12 protein-coding genes are annotated in these 19,097 nt (G+C 44.7%); 2 read left to right on the forward strand and 10 right to left on the reverse strand.

Annotation, left to right across the window (positions count from 1 at the left end):
- Nucleotides 1-101 precede the first annotated feature (101 nt).
- From GJV22_RS06975 to GJV22_RS06990, 4 genes are all read right to left on the reverse strand, one after another.
- Complete coding sequence (locus GJV22_RS06975; RefSeq protein WP_205461760.1) at nt 102-1,610, reverse strand: cellulase family glycosylhydrolase; 1,509 nt, start codon at nt 1,608-1,610, stop codon at nt 102-104.
- Between the two features lie 123 nt (nt 1,611-1,733).
- Nucleotides 1,734-3,674: a hypothetical protein gene (locus tag GJV22_RS06980; RefSeq protein ID WP_163710662.1), complete on the reverse strand. Its 1,941-nt coding sequence runs from the start codon at nt 3,672-3,674 to the stop codon at nt 1,734-1,736.
- Nucleotides 3,675-3,690: 16 nt separating this feature from the next.
- Nucleotides 3,691-5,283 carry a RagB/SusD family nutrient uptake outer membrane protein gene (locus GJV22_RS06985; RefSeq protein ID WP_163710665.1) on the reverse strand — a complete coding sequence of 531 codons (1,593 nt, stop codon included), beginning with the start codon at nt 5,281-5,283 and terminating at the stop codon, nt 3,691-3,693.
- Between the two features lie 14 nt (nt 5,284-5,297).
- Nucleotides 5,298-8,483 (reverse strand): SusC/RagA family TonB-linked outer membrane protein, encoded by a 3,186-nt coding sequence (locus tag GJV22_RS06990; RefSeq protein WP_238480290.1) that lies wholly within the window; start codon nt 8,481-8,483, stop codon nt 5,298-5,300.
- 410 nt (nt 8,484-8,893) lie between these two features.
- On the opposite strand from GJV22_RS06990, the gene GJV22_RS22375 reads away from it, so the two are divergent.
- Together GJV22_RS22375 and GJV22_RS07000 are read left to right on the forward strand one after the other, a co-directional pair.
- Entirely contained in the window at nt 8,894-9,136 is a 243-nt protein-coding gene (locus GJV22_RS22375; RefSeq protein ID WP_163710669.1) for a GIY-YIG nuclease family protein, read from the forward strand.
- 100 nt (nt 9,137-9,236) lie between these two features.
- Nucleotides 9,237-9,740 (forward strand): SPOR domain-containing protein, encoded by a 504-nt coding sequence (locus GJV22_RS07000; protein WP_163710671.1) that lies wholly within the window; start codon nt 9,237-9,239, stop codon nt 9,738-9,740.
- A gap of 90 nt (nt 9,741-9,830) precedes the next feature.
- Here GJV22_RS07000 and GJV22_RS07005 read toward each other — a convergent pair whose 3' ends face one another.
- From GJV22_RS07005 to GJV22_RS07030, 6 genes are all read right to left on the reverse strand, one after another.
- Nucleotides 9,831-10,994, reverse strand: a complete 1,164-nt coding sequence (locus GJV22_RS07005; protein WP_163710674.1) for a methionine aminotransferase — start codon at nt 10,992-10,994, stop codon at nt 9,831-9,833.
- 86 nt (nt 10,995-11,080) lie between these two features.
- A complete protein-coding gene (recO, locus tag GJV22_RS07010) occupies nt 11,081-11,806 on the reverse strand; it encodes a DNA repair protein RecO (protein ID WP_163710677.1) in 726 nt (241 codons plus the stop codon).
- Nucleotides 11,807-11,818: 12 nt separating this feature from the next.
- A complete protein-coding gene (porZ, locus tag GJV22_RS07015; protein WP_163710680.1) occupies nt 11,819-14,143 on the reverse strand; it encodes a type IX secretion system anionic LPS delivery protein PorZ in 2,325 nt (774 codons plus the stop codon).
- A 9-nt stretch (nt 14,144-14,152) separates the two neighbouring features.
- Nucleotides 14,153-14,725 carry a non-canonical purine NTP diphosphatase gene (locus tag GJV22_RS07020; RefSeq protein ID WP_163710684.1) on the reverse strand — a complete coding sequence of 191 codons (573 nt, stop codon included), beginning with the start codon at nt 14,723-14,725 and terminating at the stop codon, nt 14,153-14,155.
- Nucleotides 14,726-15,850: 1,125 nt separating this feature from the next.
- Nucleotides 15,851-16,528, reverse strand: coding sequence for an ABC transporter ATP-binding protein (locus GJV22_RS07025; protein ID WP_163710687.1), 678 nt, complete (start codon nt 16,526-16,528; stop codon nt 15,851-15,853).
- Nucleotides 16,529-16,574: 46 nt separating this feature from the next.
- Nucleotides 16,575-18,992, reverse strand: coding sequence for an ABC transporter permease (locus GJV22_RS07030; RefSeq protein WP_163710690.1), 2,418 nt, complete (start codon nt 18,990-18,992; stop codon nt 16,575-16,577).
- Nucleotides 18,993-19,097: the final 105 nt, after the last annotated feature.

The raw sequence follows: 19,097 nt of genomic DNA on the forward strand, positions 1-19,097 counted from the left end.
GGTTGCTTCGTTTTCATTGTCTCTCACGTCGACCGGGCAAATTCGCCAAAACGGTATTTCGATTCTACTCTTCATTATCGTTTACAAATCTCTTTCAATTTTCAGAACGGATAGACACCGGCATCAGCGCCGCGTTTCAAGCCGTCGAGTACTTTCTGATCGCCAACAGTATTGGTACTTCGGTCAAAAATTCCGGAGGCATTTACCGTCGTTGGGCCATTATCCCAATAGAAAGGCACCAAGCCGTTTTCTTTGGCTTTCTTCACCACATACTCGGCAAACCAGGCGCGCGAGTCATCGTGTTTTTCCTGCCAGGTCGTTCCGTAATTGCTCAGGTCGCGGCGGGTAGCTGCAAACTCGCCCAGGATAACCGGAATACCATTATCTACAAATTTGGCTTTCATTTTCGCGAACTGTGCGTTTACCGTTGCTTCTTCGCCCCAGCTCGAATTTCGGTCGCCGCCGTCGGCCACATGGTTGTCGGCGCCCCAGAAATAGAACATCTTACCCCAGCTGGCATCTTCTTCTAGGCCGCAAAAATTCCAGGGGGTATAGTAATGTACCTCTGCCATCAGGCGATTCGCTGTCTCATCCGTAGGCATACTCATAAAATTGTTGGTCTTATCAATGTCCGTTGAAGGACCAGGGATAATCAGGTTGCGATAAGTATTTCGGCCTCCGGTATTCCGAACGGTAGTCACAAAGGTTTGCATATATACTTTCAGTACATCGGCCTGCTCCTGTGTTTCAACATTCGGTTCGTTGGCACCCGCAAACAGCAGGTGTTCGTCGTAGTCGCGGAAATATTTGGCAATTTGCTTCCAGATGGCCGCTTGCTTGGCATTCACTTCAGCCTGTTTATCGGTGGTTACATTATTTTCGAGCCAGCCGCCATCCCAGTGGATGTTCAGAATAGCGTACATATTATTGTCCGCGCAGTAGTCGACAACTTCTTTCACCCTGACCAGCCAAGTATCTTTTATTTTATAAGTTGTCTGATCTTCCAGATACTGGTCCCATGAACAAGGAATACGAATGGCATTGAAGCCGGCATTTTTCACGGCAACAATAAAGTCGTTTGTTGTTTTTGCATTTCCCCAGGCCATTTCGCCACCGCTAGCTTCGAGGCTATTTCCCAGGTTCCAGCCCAGCGTCATTTTAGCTGCCAGCGCAATTGCATCACTGCCCATGCCTGTTTCATCCGGATCAATGCTATCCGGGTTCTCCGGATCAACCGGTTCTTCCTCACCCGCATCTTGCGAACATTGCAGATTAATGGTTGCAGCACCATCAGCGGTCAAAGTCATTGCCAGATTTCGTTCATCTGTTGTTGAATTGGCCTCTGCAGTGAGGGTAACGGTAGCATTCCCCTTGGTTGATTGAATTGAAGGTTTACACCAACCAGTCGATTCAAAGTTGATCCGCCAGGTGGTATTGCTTGTAATATCGAAGCTCGCTGCTCCACCATCGGCAGTGAAAGCGAACGTACTCACCGAAGCTGAGAGTGTCGCATCGGGTTCTTCAATAATTATTTCTTCGTTGGAACTACTGCAACCGACTATTGCGATAATAGCCATCAGTAGATATATCCATTTATTTATGTGTTTCATTTGCGTTGTTGTTCAATGGTTTTTAGGTTCAGGTTAGTTCAGGTATAAAAATTGGTTTCTTTAGCTTTTATGATCCCCGGATACCAATCAGTATCCGGGGAATCCAAAATATTTAATGTATTGCTAGTTACTTAAAACCATGTGAAATGCTGTCACCTCTGTTGGCAACTCGGGATTTGTATCATCAAACCCAGTGTAGAAGCCCAGGTACATACCTTTAGTGTCGATATTGCTCAGACTGGCACCGTCGTGCGAACCAAACAGCCATGGTCCCATTCCTTCACCGTTGTTTGTGAAAATCCACGAATAAGTGAATGGAGCTTCCGAAAACATTAATGTTCCATTATCCGGATCAATTTCCACCGTGATACCCGTTTTAGCAGTACCATTGTCAACTGCATCAGCTTTCAGCACATCTCCATCCATATAGAAACTAATTGACGATGCAACGCAAGCATCATGATTCTCCTGAGTCCAAAACCAAGATTGGCTGGTAAAATCGTCCGGGAATAACGAAGCTGTCCACCCGCCAGTCCAGTCGCCAAGATACCAATCGGCAAAATAGTTAATGTCGGGAACCAACGTTTTTCCTTTCAGTGCATTTTTCCATACAGCCGTAGGATCGACTTCACCGCCTCCAAACTGCGGCACTAAATGGTAAGCCATGTATTCCGGTTTATCCGGATTACGATTACCCAACCACATACCGGCCACTGCACCGGAAGCGTCTTTTTCAATTTTTGTGATGCGTAGCTGATTATCTGCGTCAGCAGAGAAGCCAGCCCAACCTACAATTGTAATAGTTGGAACGGTAATGTCGAAAGAGTAAATTCCTTTTTCATCAATGGAATATGTACCTTCAGTGCTTGTTCCGTCAGGCGTCACAAAAACAACCGAATTACCGGAAGAATTCATCGTCATCGAGAAATTCGCATAAGTTGAAGGATCAAGGGTACCTCCCAACCAATCCGGATAATCTCCGGGCGCCTGCCAACCGTTCATCAACGAACCGTCCAGATTTGCCCAGTCGAAAGGATTTTCTTCGGAAAGCTTCCAGGTAATTGTTGTGCTTACAACCTGGGAAATATCACCTTGCCATCCGTCCGGCAATGCAGGTTCCGGATCCGGAAGATCAGCGGGCACATAACTTTCTGCATATTCTCTTGAAACAAAGTTCCACACATACCAACACGGCCCTTCACCGGACAATCCCTCATCCCTTAGGTTGGCAATCATCAAAACATCATCCGTTAACATCAAAATCTTGAAATCCTTATTCCAACTAAGCGAGTTCAAATGCGCCCACTGCCCATGGGCAAACTGAACATCCTCATCCCCCGAGACTTCTATTGACTTAGAACCTGAATCGAAATTAAAGTTGCCTTTTGCAACGTCTTCAGGTTGATAATTCGTTAAGTTCAAATCGTCAGCCGTATAAGAGCCGAGGGTATAATCAGCAGCTCCACTTGCAAGGCTAAAAGTCATGAACTGAGCCAAATCTGCAGCTGTATTACCAACATCTCCATTACTTGGCTCCCACCAAACATAGCCCTCAGGCTTCCAATTTCCGTTATCATTCACCATATCATCCCATGTTGCAGCGGGATCATAACAGGAATAAAAACCTTGCTTTTTACCGTATTCACCTGTGTCCGAAATCCAGGTCTTCGAGTTTCCGGCACCACCAGTCAACATGACCCAAAACTGATCACTCACATAGCTCAGGTTCGTTGTCGTAATTGACAGCGGAAAGGCATCAGCCTGTACCAAACCACCGGCACTTTCAACACCATAAATAAATTCATAATCACCGGGGAAAGGAAAACGCAGCGTGTCTTTCACCCGGCTCGAGCGTCCCATTGGCGTAACCCACAGTGGTGTCGCTCCCGGTGTCAAACTTTCCAAAATGACCATATTCGGATCATTTGCATCCTGCGTAATACGGTAGGTCAGATCTTCTTTGGAAAGTATCTTTCCCAAGCTAAATTCGTCGGGCTGGCAGGCAAACAGGGCCAAAACCATCCCCAACAAAAGACTGTATATTTTAAGATTTCTTGTGTTCATAAGATTTTAGATTTGATTAGTTCCAGCCATCATTTTGTTTTAATACACCTGCCGACAAGCTTATTTGTGTTTGAGGGATCAACATGAGACCGCGTTTGTCGGTGATATCGGAGCTGCTGATTACCTTTTGGAAATCGACACCGCCATCCTGCACAGTCGTAGAAATCGCGATGGTGCTGGCAGCAGTAGAAACGCCTTGGCGCAACAAGTCCCAGTAGCGCAATCCTTCGAAAGCAAACTCATAGCGGCGTTCAGCCAGAATATTAGCTACATTCGCCGTAAGTGGGTCCAAGCCGGCGCGTCCACGAACCTCATCAAAGTAGCTTTGAGCATTAGCACTTCCCAATTCCGCAGCCATCAGCAGCACGTCGGCATAACGCATGGCTACGTAGTCCTGAACCTGACCAATTTGAAAATTGACAGCTCCATTGTCCTCCGCCACGTCAGTACCATCCGGGAGCGCCAGCGGTGTATATTTTTTGTTGGTATAACCTGTATATTCCCGTTGATCAGAATTATCGAAGTCTAATCCTTCTTCCTCAATCGCGATAATTGACGCTTCTTTCCGGGTATCATCACTCGCAAAAGCAGAGTACAACGAAGGCAATACCGTACAGCCTCCCCATCCTTTACCATAAGGTGAAAACGATTGGGTGCGCAGACCAAGCATGACTAACCAATGGTTTCCGTCCGTATCTCCATCGTAATTAGAGGTAATGTTATACTTGATGGAGAAGATAGTCTCCATATTATCTTTTCCGGCATAAGTTGTCCCCAACTCATTGGTTGCTTCATTTGGTGTTGACGATGCAGCCGGCCAAAGATTTTTAAACTCTTCAACCAAGCCGTAGTTTCCGCTGGCAATCACATCTTCCAGGCCCTGCAAGGCTTCTGCTTTAGTTAGCTTTCCAACCAGGTCGCTTTCACCATAGTATCCGGTATAGAACATGAACACCCGTGCTAACAATGATTTTGCCGCCCATTTATTAACCCGGCCTGCCTCAACGGTTTCTGCTCCGTTTTCTGCAGCGAACATCAAATCTTCGGCAATGACAGCATAAGTTGAGTCAACAGCGGCCTGAGGGATATTATCACTGGAAGGTTCGGTCAGTAATGGAATATTCTCCCATAAACGAACCATATCGAAATACGCATAAGCCCGAAGGAAACGCGCCTGAGATTCAATATTGTTGCGATAATCAGTATCCTCTTGCCAATCGATTTGATCCATCTTTTGCAACAATACATTGCAACGGTAGATTGATTTATAATAGGCAATCCAGTTGTTATTCAACGCATCGACATCACCAGGAGACACCTGCAGGTCAAACTGATCAATCATTCGGTAGTTTAAACCGTCATTATTTCCGGTACCGCCAAAGCAGTTATCTGAAGCAACCTCCGACAATACAGGGAACGCTATACCGTTGTTGTAAATCGCCTGAACGCCATCGTAACAGCCTACAATCGCAAGCTCAGCGTCATCTTTGGTTTTATAAAAGTTCCCGTCGGTAAGCGAAGTTGTCGGCTCACTATCCAGGAAGCTATCTGAACAGGCGCCCAAAAACAAGCTTGTCAGCGCCAGCATATATATTGATAGTTTTTTCATTGTTTCTTCAGTTTTTAAAATTTGATATTTACACCAACCATTACAGTCCTTGGACGAGGATAATAACCTAAATCTACGCCAGACGAACCGTTTTCAACACCATAGCCAATTTCAGGGTCCATACCGTTATACTTGGTAAATGTAAAAGCGTTCTGAACAGAAGCATACAAACGCAATTGACTGATGAAATCCTTTTTCACCAATTTCTTCGCAAAGTCGTAACCCAACGTAATGTTGCTGATGCGAAGGAAGTCGCCATCCTTAACGAAGACATCCGAGAACAGGTAGTTGACGTTGTTTTCGGTCACGCGGGGAATTGTATTCGAAGTTCCTTCACCATGCCAGCGGCTCAAAATCTCAGTTGTGTAGTTTGCACTGGCGCTAACCTGGTTGCGGTAAGATTGTACGATCTGGTTGCCGGCAACACCATTGGCGTCCACTGCAAAATCGAAGCCTTCATAGTCGAAACCGACAGAGAATCCGAAAACATAATCCGGGTTCGGGTCCCCAACATTGGTTTTATCGCTTTCATCAATAACTCCGTCTTTGTTTTGATCTACATAGCGCAAATCACCTGGTTTTGCATTTAGTTGAACCACTTCGCCGTTGTTGGTATAGGCCTGAACTTCCGCTTCATTTTGAAAAATACCATCTGTTTCCCATCCCCAGAAATACCCGATGGGGTAACCGGTTTCGGCACGGTGGTAAAATTCCAGTGAGTTATCGTAAAGCATATTGGTTAACCCGTGTACAATACCATCAGAAGTTGGAACCGATGTTACTTTATTTTTATTCTTCGCCACGTTACCATTGATATGGTAGTTTAATTTGCCAATACTATTGTGGTACGATACTGACAATTCCAAACCGGTGTTATCAACATTTCCTCCGTTAATGTATGGCGCATCAGCACCGGCAGTTGCCAAAATAGGCGCTTCAATTAACCAATCTTTAGTCGACTTTTTATACCAGTCGAAAGTCAGGTTCATGTGTCCATCCAACAATTGCGAATCAAAACCAATATTCAATTGTTCTGACGTTTCCCACTGCAGATTTTCGTTCGACAAGCGACTTGGGTAGGCACCAACGGTGTTTCCGGAAGCATCAAAATCAGCCGATCCGAAGTAGTAGTTTGTATTGGATGTTTTGATTGGCGCCAAATATTGCCAAGCTGAAATATTCTGGTTACCAACCTGTCCCCAACTGGCACGCAATTTCAGGAAATCCAGGAAGCCAAGAGCATCCTCCATGAACGATTCGTTGGAAACAACCCATCCGGCAGATACTGATGGGAAATACCCCCAGCGGTTACTTTTGGCAAATTTCGAAGAACCATCGGCACGGAATGTCGCATTAAACATGAAACGTTCCTGATAGTTATAGCTTACACGTCCAAAGTACGACAGCAACATGGCTTCGTCATTCGGAGCGCCACCATAACTCAACAGGGTGAAATCAGTATTCGTTGTATTGTCGATGTAGGCGTGATCGAGATCGGAAATCACTAAACCTGAATTGCCCACACTAACCCATGAACCTTTATTCTGATAGATTGAATTACCAGCCATCACGGTAAACGCGTGGTCTTTCAATTTGAAATCGTAGGTCAACACGTTGTCCCAAGTCAAAGCTAAGCCTTTACTCATATTTTGGCTGGCACTATCGTTTATACGGAACGAATAAATTGACAACTCATAAGCGGGGCGGAAAGAACGGCCTTCGCTCACATAATAGTCGAAACCCATTGTTGTGCGGAAACGAAGATTCTTTATCGGGTTCAGTTCGAAATAAACATCACCGAAAATCTTTTGATTGTTGTTCTTATTCTGGTTGTTCAACATCATTGAACCGTAAGGGTTACTTTCACCTTCGGTCCATGGTTCCCAAACTTGCAGTTCGCCGCTTTCGTCGTAGTATTCAACGCCACTTGTGTTATTCAGGTAATCGCCGTTTACATCGTACATTGGTAGAAACGGACTTGTATTGAATGCTCCACGCAAACTGTTGCTATATTGATCACCTACACCAATACCATTCTTTTCAATGTATCCCATCGTTAGGTGTTGTCCCACCTTCAGGAAGCCATCGTATAATTTGTGTTCACTGTTAACTCTTAAGTTGTATCGGTCGTAGTTCGATACAGAAGGACCACCAACGATACCTTCCTGACCGGTGTAAGACATTGACATCGAGTAAACGGAATTCTCAGAACCGCCAGTCATCCCTAATGTGTAATTTTGGGTAACGGCGTTATCGTAGATCATTTCATCAATCCAGCTAGTTCCTTCCCCCATGCCCTCAATATCTGCCAATGTGAAGTAGGGAGCTTTACCCGAGTTAATGGCTGCCTCATTCATAATAACAGCGTACTCTTTGCTATTCAGCATATCTGCTTTACGCGACACATTTTGCAGACCATAATAGGAATCGAAACTAATTTTAGATTCTCCTTTTTGTCCTGTTTTAGTCGTGATTAAAATTACACCGTTAGCCGCCTGCGATCCGTAAATTGCGGCTGAGGCAGCATCTTTCAACACATCGATGCTTTCAATATCTGCATTATTCAGGTAAGAAACGTCGCCAGTTTGAACACCGTCGACAATATAAAGAGGTCCGGAATTACCAATCGTTCCCTGGCCACGAACAACAACCTTCAAACCTTCACCAGGCTGACCGGATGTAGAAGAGATTTGAACCCCTGAAGTTTGTCCCTGCAAAGCTTGAAGCGCACTCGTTGTACTTCTTTTCTGTAAGGCGTCGCCGTCAACCTGAACCGTTGCTCCGGTTACCAGCTTTTTCTTTTGGACACCATAACCGACAACCACAACTTCGTCAAATAAGGAAACTTCTTCCTCCAAAGACACATTAATTGTAGATCCTGTTATTGGCAGTTCCTGGGGTGTCATACCCACAAACGAGAAAACCAATGTTTGAGCATCAGCCGGAACTTCCAAAGCGTAATTACCATCCAAGTCGGTAATCGTTCCGATCGTTGTGCCCTTCACAAATACAGACACACCCGGAATGGGCTCATTTGTGCTTTTTTCAGTCACAACACCAGTTATTGATTTTTGGGCTTGAGCATAGCCCGAAAAGAACAGAAGTAAAGCAAAAACCAAACAGAAGCTTCGGAGAAGCACGCCTGTTGATTTCATGAAAGAGTTCTTTGAAAAACTCCCATCACTGCGTTTTTCTTTCATACGTTAAAGTTTAATAGATTAGATTTTATCAATTTACATACAGCAAATACGATCTTGCTTTTATCTGCGCATGCAAGTCAGTTTTAGCTATTGGTTGGCTATACGCAGAATAGAGCACCATAAAACTATCTTTAAAAATGCAGTGCCATGGGGTGAAAATGTTTTCAGAAACCACCTGAATTGATAAAGCAAGCCTACCAGAATGTTTCAAACGGGGTATCCGAATGTTAATTTATCATTAAGAAACAACAAAGACAAAACAACACAATTAACTGATCGCGTGATAATTGCAACGTCATACAAATACAACAATCGCTAATCTCTTCACTGAACTCCGATTCGAATCTGAATTTCGGCATGCAATATGAGTTACTAGCCTAAATTCCCGTAAGAATTTCTATTTTTGTAGCATGTACTATTCATACGTAATTTATAATTTGGAGCACAACAAGTTTCACTACGGCTTTACTGTAGATTTGAAACAAACCGAGAAAGCCCACAACGAAGGATTGATTGACGAAACCAAGCGAATTAAACCGTGGTCTCTTGTTTATCAGGAACCATGTGGAAGTAAAAGTCAAGCAATTCGTCGAATCAGGTTTTACCGAACAACCGCCGGACAACGCTTCCTGAAAAGGATGTTAAACTTTTAGATTTTAACAACACTTAGTTGATAATCATTCGATAAGAAACGAATACCCAGCGCTGCTTTTTCGTAGATTTGTTAATTGGAAACCATAAAATAGACTAGAAATGAGAAGAATTATTATTGGAGCATTTGTTTTCAGCTTGCTATTTACCGGGTGTAAATCGATGCAAAAGATGAAAAACGAAGAAGCTGCTGAACCTGCTAAGCAGGAACAAGCTGAGACCAAAGTGTTTTCGGTAGCAGAGCCCGAGCAACCAAAAACGCCGACAGAGCAAACTGCTCCCACGTCGACTTACCAAGCTCCGATAAAACCGGTTCGTACGCAAACGGAAACCTTTACATTCGATCAGAAAGATGATGCCACCAGATATCAGGGAAGTACATTTTTTGTCATTATCGGTAGTTTCAGCTCTGTAGAGAATGCCAACAAATACAAACAGGAACTGATCCCACAGGGATTCAACCCAATTGTTTTACACAGTGAAACCGGTTACTACCGAGTGTGCGTTAACTCTTATGCCAACGAAACAGCGGCTCGTCAACGCGTTAATCAAATTCGTACCGATTTTCCGAAATATGCCGACACCTGGCTGTTGATTAAGAAATAAGTTCCAAACTCATTATATTGAAAAAAGCTTATCCCTTTGCAGGAATAAGCTTTTTTTATGCCGTTCGTTCAACTGAGCTTTCAGCGAACGTTATAAATCGTCAACAATCATCGAAGGAACACTCATAAGCAGTTCTGCGGCTTTTTCCAACTTACTGTTGTCTTTCGCAAAACAAACCCGGAATAACTTGGATTTGGTCTTCTCGTGGAAAAAAGCTGAAACAGGCAAAACCGCAATGCCAAAATCCCTCGCTAACCGTTCAACAAATACCATGTCCGGCTCTTCTGATAAGCGGGAATAATCAATCAGCTGAAAATAGCTTCCCTGCGAAGGAATAAATTTATACAAGCTGTTCTCCAATAAACGGAGGAAGTAATTTCTTTTTCCCTGGTAAATGGACGAGACCTCATCAAACGAATGATTTTCGGGGACGAAATCCGCTAACGCATATTGCAGCGGCGTATTCACATTGTACAACTGAAATTGCTGCATCTTCCGGTATTCATTCATCAAATGTTCGGGCGCCAAACAATAAGAAATTTGCCAGCCATTGATGTTATACACTGTACCAAACGAAGAAACGATAAAACTACGATCAATCAATTTCTCGTAGCGAGCAATACTTTGATGGGTTTGGTTATCGAAAACAATAGCTTCGAAAGTCTCATCACTCAGGATAATAATATTTGTCCCGTTGGTCAATCGCTGCAACTGCATCATGTCATTCTCCGACAACACACTTCCTGTTGGATTGTGAGGAGAATTCAAAATGATCATCTTCGTTTTGGTGGTGATCATTTTACGGAGCTCTTCCCAGTCAATGGTAAAACCCGGAGCTTTTAACTCCATATATACAGGCTTCCCGCCGTTCAATATGATTGATGGAACGTAAGACTCAAACGCAGGTTCAAAAACAACCACTTCGTCATCATCCCGAACCACCGCGCTGATTGCTGTATGAATCGCCTGAATGGTACCAGCCGATACCGTGACTTCCGTTTTGGGATTGTAATAATGACCGTAATTTTCCTCAATCAGATCCGAAATTACCTTCCTCAACTTCTCAATTCCTTCCAACGGTGCGTAATTGTGATAGCCTGATTTCAGATAATTCACAGCTAAATCAACTAATTCCGGCGAACAGGGAAAATCGGTTTTCCCAATTGCCATGTCCAGTGCTCCGGTTTCATCAATCAGCGCATTCACTGAAGAAAAAACGCTTCTATTCGTATTGGGGAGTTTCGATTGTACCATATTACTAATTAGGGCAGAAAGATACAAAAATACCTCATTTGAGTCGCTACCCTTCCAAAATTACACAATAATTAAATAACATCATTTTAACTCAGCACTTCTTTTAACACCGAAAGTGACTTTAATTCACCACTCAAATCCAGGTGTATTTTGTAGTATTCAATCAAATGATCGAGCAGTATCGTCCTATGCCTGTTCTGAAAACTGAACATTTTCAACTGGCTGAAATCAATCTTGAAAAGCTCGACAAATTTTTGAGTCATTTCCACATCCATAAACTGGTGATGAACCGGCTCATTCTGTCTGAACGAAGCGGAAACCAGATCGAAATAACGAAAAGGCTCAGCCGGCGGAGACTGAGGAGCAACACCAAGATAGCGGGTCAATCGAAACAGGAAACTGATCAAAAAGTTATTACTCCCCTCCTTCGAAAGATCAAGTAAACAAGCTGCATAAAACAGAAAATCAAACAATTCCGGATTCCCCTCCTCTTCTTTCAGGCATTTCAGCAGCAATTCAGATAAAAAAATCGCCTGCGAACTCTTACTTATATCATACGGAATTTGAGTGAACGGAACAGACAAACGCGCATTTTTCAGTCGCTGCACTCCGCGGCCATCCTTGTGATAAACCTCCATGTCGAGCAAAAACAGCGGCTGAAAGACATTAATCCGTGTACCCGACTTTTTAGAGCGCATACCACTTACAATGTACGCTTGCTGTCCGTACTTCTCGGTGTAGATCTTTGCTATGACCGACGAATCAGAATAGTTAATGTAATGTAGAAATATCCCTCTTGTCTTTTGCAGCACAGCTTTTCATATTTAGTGAATGAAAAGAATTTTGGTTACGAAACTCTGCTCACCATATTTATCATTCCCGAACACCAGGTAAACACCGGTACTCACCCGATGACCTCGCAGATTCTTCCCATCCCAGGTTGCCTGCCCACCAAACGAGCTCGTCTTGTAAACCAGGTTACCGCTGATATCAGTAATCTTGATGTCGGTATCTTCAATCAAGCCGGTAATCACCACGTCACCCAAATAATCTTCGCGAACGGGATTCGGATAAGCGTAAACATCGTTGTAATTGTCGCCGCCGACCGTCGCAGATCCCATATAGGAAATCAACCCCTTTGAGGTTCCAATAAACACCTCTCCTGTTTGATCGTTGACAGACAGGCTGGTAATTTCATCAGACAACAGCGGGCTATTATCGGTTGTAAAATGGAGAATTTCTTCTGTTCCATCGTCCGAGATCAGATACACTCCGGAACTTTTAGTACCAAACCATTTCTGATTAGCACCATCCACGGCAATGGCCGTCACAGTTTGCGTACTCAGCAACGGATGATACAGTCCATCGCCTTCATCCAATCCGGGTTGTGAGGCATAAAATGAGTTGTCGTCCCAAATATCCTGCGGATCGTAATATACACCTACTCCAACCGCCGTTCCGAACCAGATGGCACCATCACGATCTAAAGCGATAGAATAAATGTCGCTCATCGGCGTGAAAACTTCATTTGATCCATTGTTGTAATAGGCGATCACCGACAACTTTTTGCTTGCGGAACCATCGTTGCTGCGGACAATCATGGTATTTTGACTCCGGGGAATCGTGATCCACAAATCATCATCATCGGTCACCACCAATGAGCCAACATCAGTGCTCGACTGTATGCCTGGCAAAGTAAACGACTCCCACTCACCGGACGGTTTCAATACAGATAATGGTTCATCCACAATGGAATTGACCACCCACAAATTACCGTCGCTATCGTATTGCATGCCGCTAATGCGCACGTAAGGTTCAGCAGGTTGTGAGGGAATGGCCGTTTGCAAACTTGAATTTTGATTGTTGTAGCGGGCGACAAACTGATTGCCCTGAAATTCGAGTACGCCTCCACCCCACGACCCGGCAAAAACATGATCCGGGTCGTTTGGATCGGCAGTTACGCAAACAATATCGTGAAACTCTGCCAGCTGGCTATAGCTGTCCCCATCGAATGCCGTCCATTCGTTATTTCGATATAACTGGAAACGGGGAGAATAAAAAACATTGTTCCAGGCTGAAGTCCGGCCTCCATCAGCCATCCACAAATCGGTGCCATTACTGACCATTGCAAAAACCCGGTTGGTCACCGGACCTTCAGGTTGGATTTGCTCAGCTCCGGAGCCACTTACTTTTACCAGCGAGCAACTCTCATCGGCGATCCACAAATAACCTTCAGCATCAGTTACAGCACTGTTGGCATAAATTCGGCTTACCGGCGTATCTGCAAATTCATACGAATTGATCCGGGCTGTCAACTGACTTCCGGTATTGTACACCTCAACTTTCGAATCGGCGGAAACAACCAACTGCCCGGCTGAAACCTGCACATCAGTTATCGTATTAAGCGAGCTCAAATAAGATGACCAGTAGGATCCATCCCAGGCATAAAGCGCATCACTACCCGAACGACCACCATTGTAACCGACAATCACCTTCCCATCGAAATAGTCAGCCTGATCAAACTCACCAGTGGCATTGGGGAAACCGGTTTGCTTCTCCCAGTTTCCGTAATACTGCAAATTCGGCGAGTTAACATCGGCCTTGTAAACCCCGCTTTCCGTTGCGGCATAAAGATAAGTGCCGTCGAATGCCATGTCATTCACCCGGATTTGAGCTGCATTATCGCCAATATAGTAGGTATCCTTAATTTCACGCTTCTCCAAATTCACGGCAACAATTCCAAAACCGCAAGACAAGTAGGCGACCTGCCCTACAACCAAAATATTATTGATTGTCTTATCCCCGGAAATCTGTTTCCGTTTGATATCAGACATGTTGTAAACTTCGCCCGAGTAGAGCAAGTCCAGGTTACTGTTATCGTAAGCAACGATAACCACGTCGGCCTCCTCGCCATAAGCGACGGTAGCGACGCCAACATCCGACAGGCCCTGAATGACATTCAACTTCTGCAGACTGTTGTCACCTTTATCGTAACTAAACAATCCTCCATTGGCAACACAGTAGACCTTTTCGCCGGCAACAATCACTTTTTGAGCCGAATTATACGAAAGATAATCCTTCCATTGTCCGACGCTAAATCCGGACAGACTAAAAAGTACCAATTGAATGATCAGGAGTGTTTTTCTCATTTCAGAAAATTATCGGTTCAGAAAAGCCACCAGCTTTTGCACAGCTCTGGCCCGGTGACTGATCTTATTTTTTTCGCTCAGATCCATTTCTGCGAATGACAATTCATAGCCTTCAGGTTGAAATATCGGGTCATAGCCAAAGCCTTCAGCCCCTCTTTTTTCAGCCAGGATTGTGCCTTGCACCTCGCCGTTCATCAGGGTTTTCTTTCCGCCAATCACGATGGCAATGGCCGTCTTAAAACAAGCTTTCCGGTTCTCCTCGTTTTGCAATTTTTCCAGCACTTTAGTCATGTTTGCTTCCGCATCTTTAGCCCCTCCGGCATAGCGCGCCGAATAAACGCCCGGCTCGCCATCCAAAGCTTCAATCTCCAGACCGGTATCATCGGCAAAACAATCGAAGCCAAATTTTTCGTACACGTACATTGCTTTTTGAAGCGCATTGCCCTCCAATGTTGGTGCAGTTTCCGGAATCTCTTCCGTGCAGCCGATATCAGTCAAACCAAGCAGTTCGACCTGATCGCCCAAAATATGCTGGATTTCTTTTAGTTTGTTCGGGTTGTTTGTTGCAAAGACCAATTTCATCTATTCCTATTTTTAACGGCTATTTAATCGCCTTTTTCGATGATGCCAAATTAACAAAAATCGAGGGATCTGTTTGGGTCTACCAATAATTTAGATGCCGGGGGATCTGTATCCTTCCCCCTTTAATCACACTGACCGACTCCTGCCGCCTCTGCGAAATTGGTTTTGCGGAACAAGTTTGCCGTGTTTTCCTGCCGAAACCAAGCGAATCGACATGCGAATTCCGGATCCCTTTTTACTCAGCTATCAAGCCGCCGTGGACCGGAAAAAGCGATTTTGGAACGAATACAAGTTAAAATTATTATTCCGGTCAGATAATATATTAAATAAATACTGTAATAGCTTCTTATTTTCTGTCATTTATCCACAAATACCCGAGGTGCGAACGCTATCTTAATTTTATCTACAATAAAGCATTCGCACCAGACCGGGCTTATTCTCGTGGAGCATAAACGTCATTTTTCAGGAGACTCATCCCAAGTACGGGTTGAAGCTTCTCGTTATAGCTTATCCGGATCGCAAACCGCCCGATTCAAAGCTCACTCGTGCGACTAAATGCACCGTCTATTGTGAACTTTTCTTCAATGTAGCCCTTTCGGCAACACAATAACCCGTCCATCGAAAACAGGATTTCGAGGCCTCCATTTTGCCTAATTTTGTGACTTATTCACCTTGCAAATGAACGAAAAAGGACTCATTAAACTCTCCATGCTAAAAAATATCCCACAAGTTTATTCCAAGCGCCTGACGAGCGGATTTAACAAATACAAAATCCGAAAATACAAACGATTACAATTAGTATCATAATTATATTTTAAGCGTGACTATATCTGCGAAGTGATATACAATTCATGTTTTGAGACTCCATTCGCACAGCGGGTATACTGTAACATTCCTAGTCAATAGGCTGAGATAATGAATTCGAAACGCCAGAAGCATATTAGGCCTCATTCGCAACCACAAACCGACACGGCTTCACCGGTTCCGAAACCATAAAAAAAATAAAAAAGAAGCACGGGAACGTCTGTCCCACCATGCTCCTTTTCCTTATTAAACTTGAACGTATTTAAAAAGCATTACGAATGCTCATTATAAATCTAAAAACCGACAAGGGTTGAAGTCCGCCTACCGAATGTCTTCGTCACTTTCAATACGACCATCCGTCAGTCGGATAATTCGTTCGCCGAAACGGGCAAACTCTTCATTATGGGTTACCTGAACAATCGTAATTCCTTCCTGATTTAGTACTTTGAGTAGCTCCATAATCTTACGTCCCTGATCGGTATGCAGGTTCCCGGTTGGCTCATCGGCCAGCAGCAATTTGGGTTTCCCGGCAATGGCACGGGCGACGCCAACGAGCTGCTGTTGCCCACCGGATAGCTGCGAAGGAAACAAGTCTTTTTTGGCCACCATATTGAAACGATCGAGCAGGTCAGCCACAATCGGTTTGCGCTCTTTGGCTTTGATTCCTTTGTAGATGAGCGGCGTCTCAATATTCTCGTAAACGGTCATCTCCTCAATCAGGTGAAAAGCCTGAAAAATAAGCCCAACAAGGTGACGATGGAACTCTACTTTTTGCTTTTCCTTCAGTTCATGAGCTGCTTCTGTATTGAAGAAATACTCCCCTTCACTGGGCTCGTCCAGCAAACCGATAATATTCAGCAAGGTTGACTTGCCCGCTCCACTGGGCCCCATAATCGACACAAACTCGCCTTCTTCGATATGAAGCGAGACATCCTTCAACACAAAACTGCGTTGAAACTTGTGATCGTAATACTTGAAAATGTTGTTTAGTTGTATCATAATAAAAGACTGAATCTGGATTTAGTGACTAACGGCCTCACCACCACTACTCGTAGCGCAAAGCTTCCACCGGGTTCCTCACCGCGGCCCGCCAACTTTGCCAACTGATGGTGACCAAAGCAATGGCGATGGTCATTAGCCCTCCAACAGTATAGATCCAGAAGCTGATCCCGGTTCGAAAAGCGAAATTCGATAGCCAGTTACTCATCACCCAAATTGAAAGCGGCGTTGCAATCGTCAAGGCAATCAGGATCAGGATTAGAATCTCGCGGGAAAACAGGAAAAAAATATGGTGTTTGTTGGCGCCCAATACTTTCCGAACGCCCACTTCTTTTATCTTTTTTGACGCCGTAAAAGCAGCCAGCGCCCACAATCCCAGCATTGAGATAAAGAATGCCAAACCTGTGAAAACACTTACAATTCGCCCAAAGCGGCGATCGGATTTATATTGACTATCGAAATACTGGTCGAGAAAGAAATAATCGAAACTCGCCTGTGGAAAATACGATTTCCATTGCTGCTCCAACACCTGCAGGGCCGATTCATAATTACCGGCTTCTGCCTTTACAGCTATATACTTTGCCGGAACCCAGGAGATTCGCCCGTTCATAACGAAAATGATTGGCGTAAAATCGTTGTTTAGCCCACGCTGATGCCAGTTTTTAGTCACGCCGATAATCCGGGCAGGTTCGTTCACACTTTCGAGCAGCACATTTTTACCGATCGCATCATCAGCAGATCCAATTCCCAGAGAAGTCAACGCTGCTTCGTTCACCACAACACTGGTAAAATCATTCCCAAATCCCCGTTGAAACGGGCGCCCCGCTGCAAGTTCCAATTTGAAGGTATCGAAAAAATCGTAGTCGACGCTCAACATTTCATACAACCGATACTGATCGGCGGCTGCCCCTTGCAGCCTGTTCGATGCATAATAAGCGACTTCCATACCCGGAACAGCTCCGGTTACGGTGACAGCGGACACCGCCGGCGCTTCTTTCAAATTCTCAGCAAAACGGGCTACGGTTTCACCCAGGTTTTCCCGGCTCACCGGAAATTTCAGGACAATGGTTTGGTTAATATTGACACCGAGATTTTGTTGTTGCATGAACTGCACCTGTTTGTACACGATAAACGTGCCGCAAATAAGAAACAAAGCGGCAGCAAACTGAAAAACAACCAGGGTCCGCCTCATCGTTCCAGCCGATCCGGAATTAAAGTAATTACCTTTCAGGATCACTGCCGGTTTCACCCGGGTCATCACAAAAGCCGGATAAAATCCCGAAAGGAATACGCCCAAAAGCAGCACACCAAAAGTGCTCATCCAGAACAAAGGTTCGCGGAACAGGAAGAATCCGATGTTTTCACCCGTCAGTTCATCAAACAGCGGTTTAAAAAGAAGTACCAGCAAAGCAGCCAAAAGCATCGCAGTCAAATTCACCAGCCACGACTCGGCCAGGTACTGCCGGATAAGCTGAATCTGCATAGCCCCCGACACTTTGCGAACACCAACATCCCTGGCGCGCTCCATGGAACGGGCGGTGGCTAGGTTGATGTAATTAATCCAGGCCGTCAACAGAATCACGATGGCAATCACAATCAGCGTGTACAGCGACCGACGGTTGCCTTTGGTCTCGCGCTCATATTGTTTCTGAGGAGTTAAATGAATGCCGGTCAGCGGAGTTAGCTTTACCGCCCAGGTTTTGTTGCTCAGGACAACATCACCGTTATATTTCTCGGCCAGCTCCGGAAAAGCAGCCTCAATATCGGCCGGATTCTTACCCGGTTCCAGCAATAAATAGGTATATGCTTCGTGTAGAAACCAGAATTCCTTCATCCAGTCGGGCAAGGTCTCATACGAGATCAGGTAGTTGAAATGAATATGTGAGTTTGCCGGAAAGTCAGCCATCACACCAGTCACCTCGCACTCCTGAAAATTCGATCCCGAAGCGAAGGTCAACAGCTTTCCGATCGGATCTTCATCTGGAAAGAAATTGCGTGCCGCCGACTCGGTAAGCACAACTGTATTTGGACGCCTAAACTGATCATCTGGCGAACCAGCTTTCAACTTAAAGTCGAAAACAGACAGGAAGCCTGGCCCGGTATAAGCAATACCGGATTCCCGGATTCGCTTCTCGTGGTAAATTACCGTTTGCTCCGTATTTTGCACGCCAACACGTGCATAATCTTCAATTCCCGTCAGCTCGTTGCTGATTGCGCTGCCGTATCCGAAAGAACTGGTTCCCCAATCATCGGTCAATTGGGAACCCTCGTAAAATTGACTTTCAACCCGGTAGATACGATCGCGCTTGCTGTGCATGCGATCGAAACTGAACTCGAAACTGACATAGTTGATGATGAGAACCGAAACGGCAATTCCAATGGCCAATCCAAAGATATTGACAATTGAAAACAGCTTATTTTTAAGCTGATTACGGAAAGCCATTTTGACAAAATGCAGGTACATGTTACTTGTTTAGCGGTTTATTTTGGCACTGTTCGATTCTTGAATCGTCAAAAAAGATGCCCGCAAACTAATCAACTAGATTCCTGCAAGTTAAAAAAATGAAGC

Origin of the sequence: Mangrovibacterium lignilyticum, assembly GCF_010882175.1 — a bacterium.
In the GTDB taxonomy this organism is placed as follows: Bacteria; Bacteroidota; Bacteroidia; order Bacteroidales; family Prolixibacteraceae; genus Mangrovibacterium; species Mangrovibacterium lignilyticum.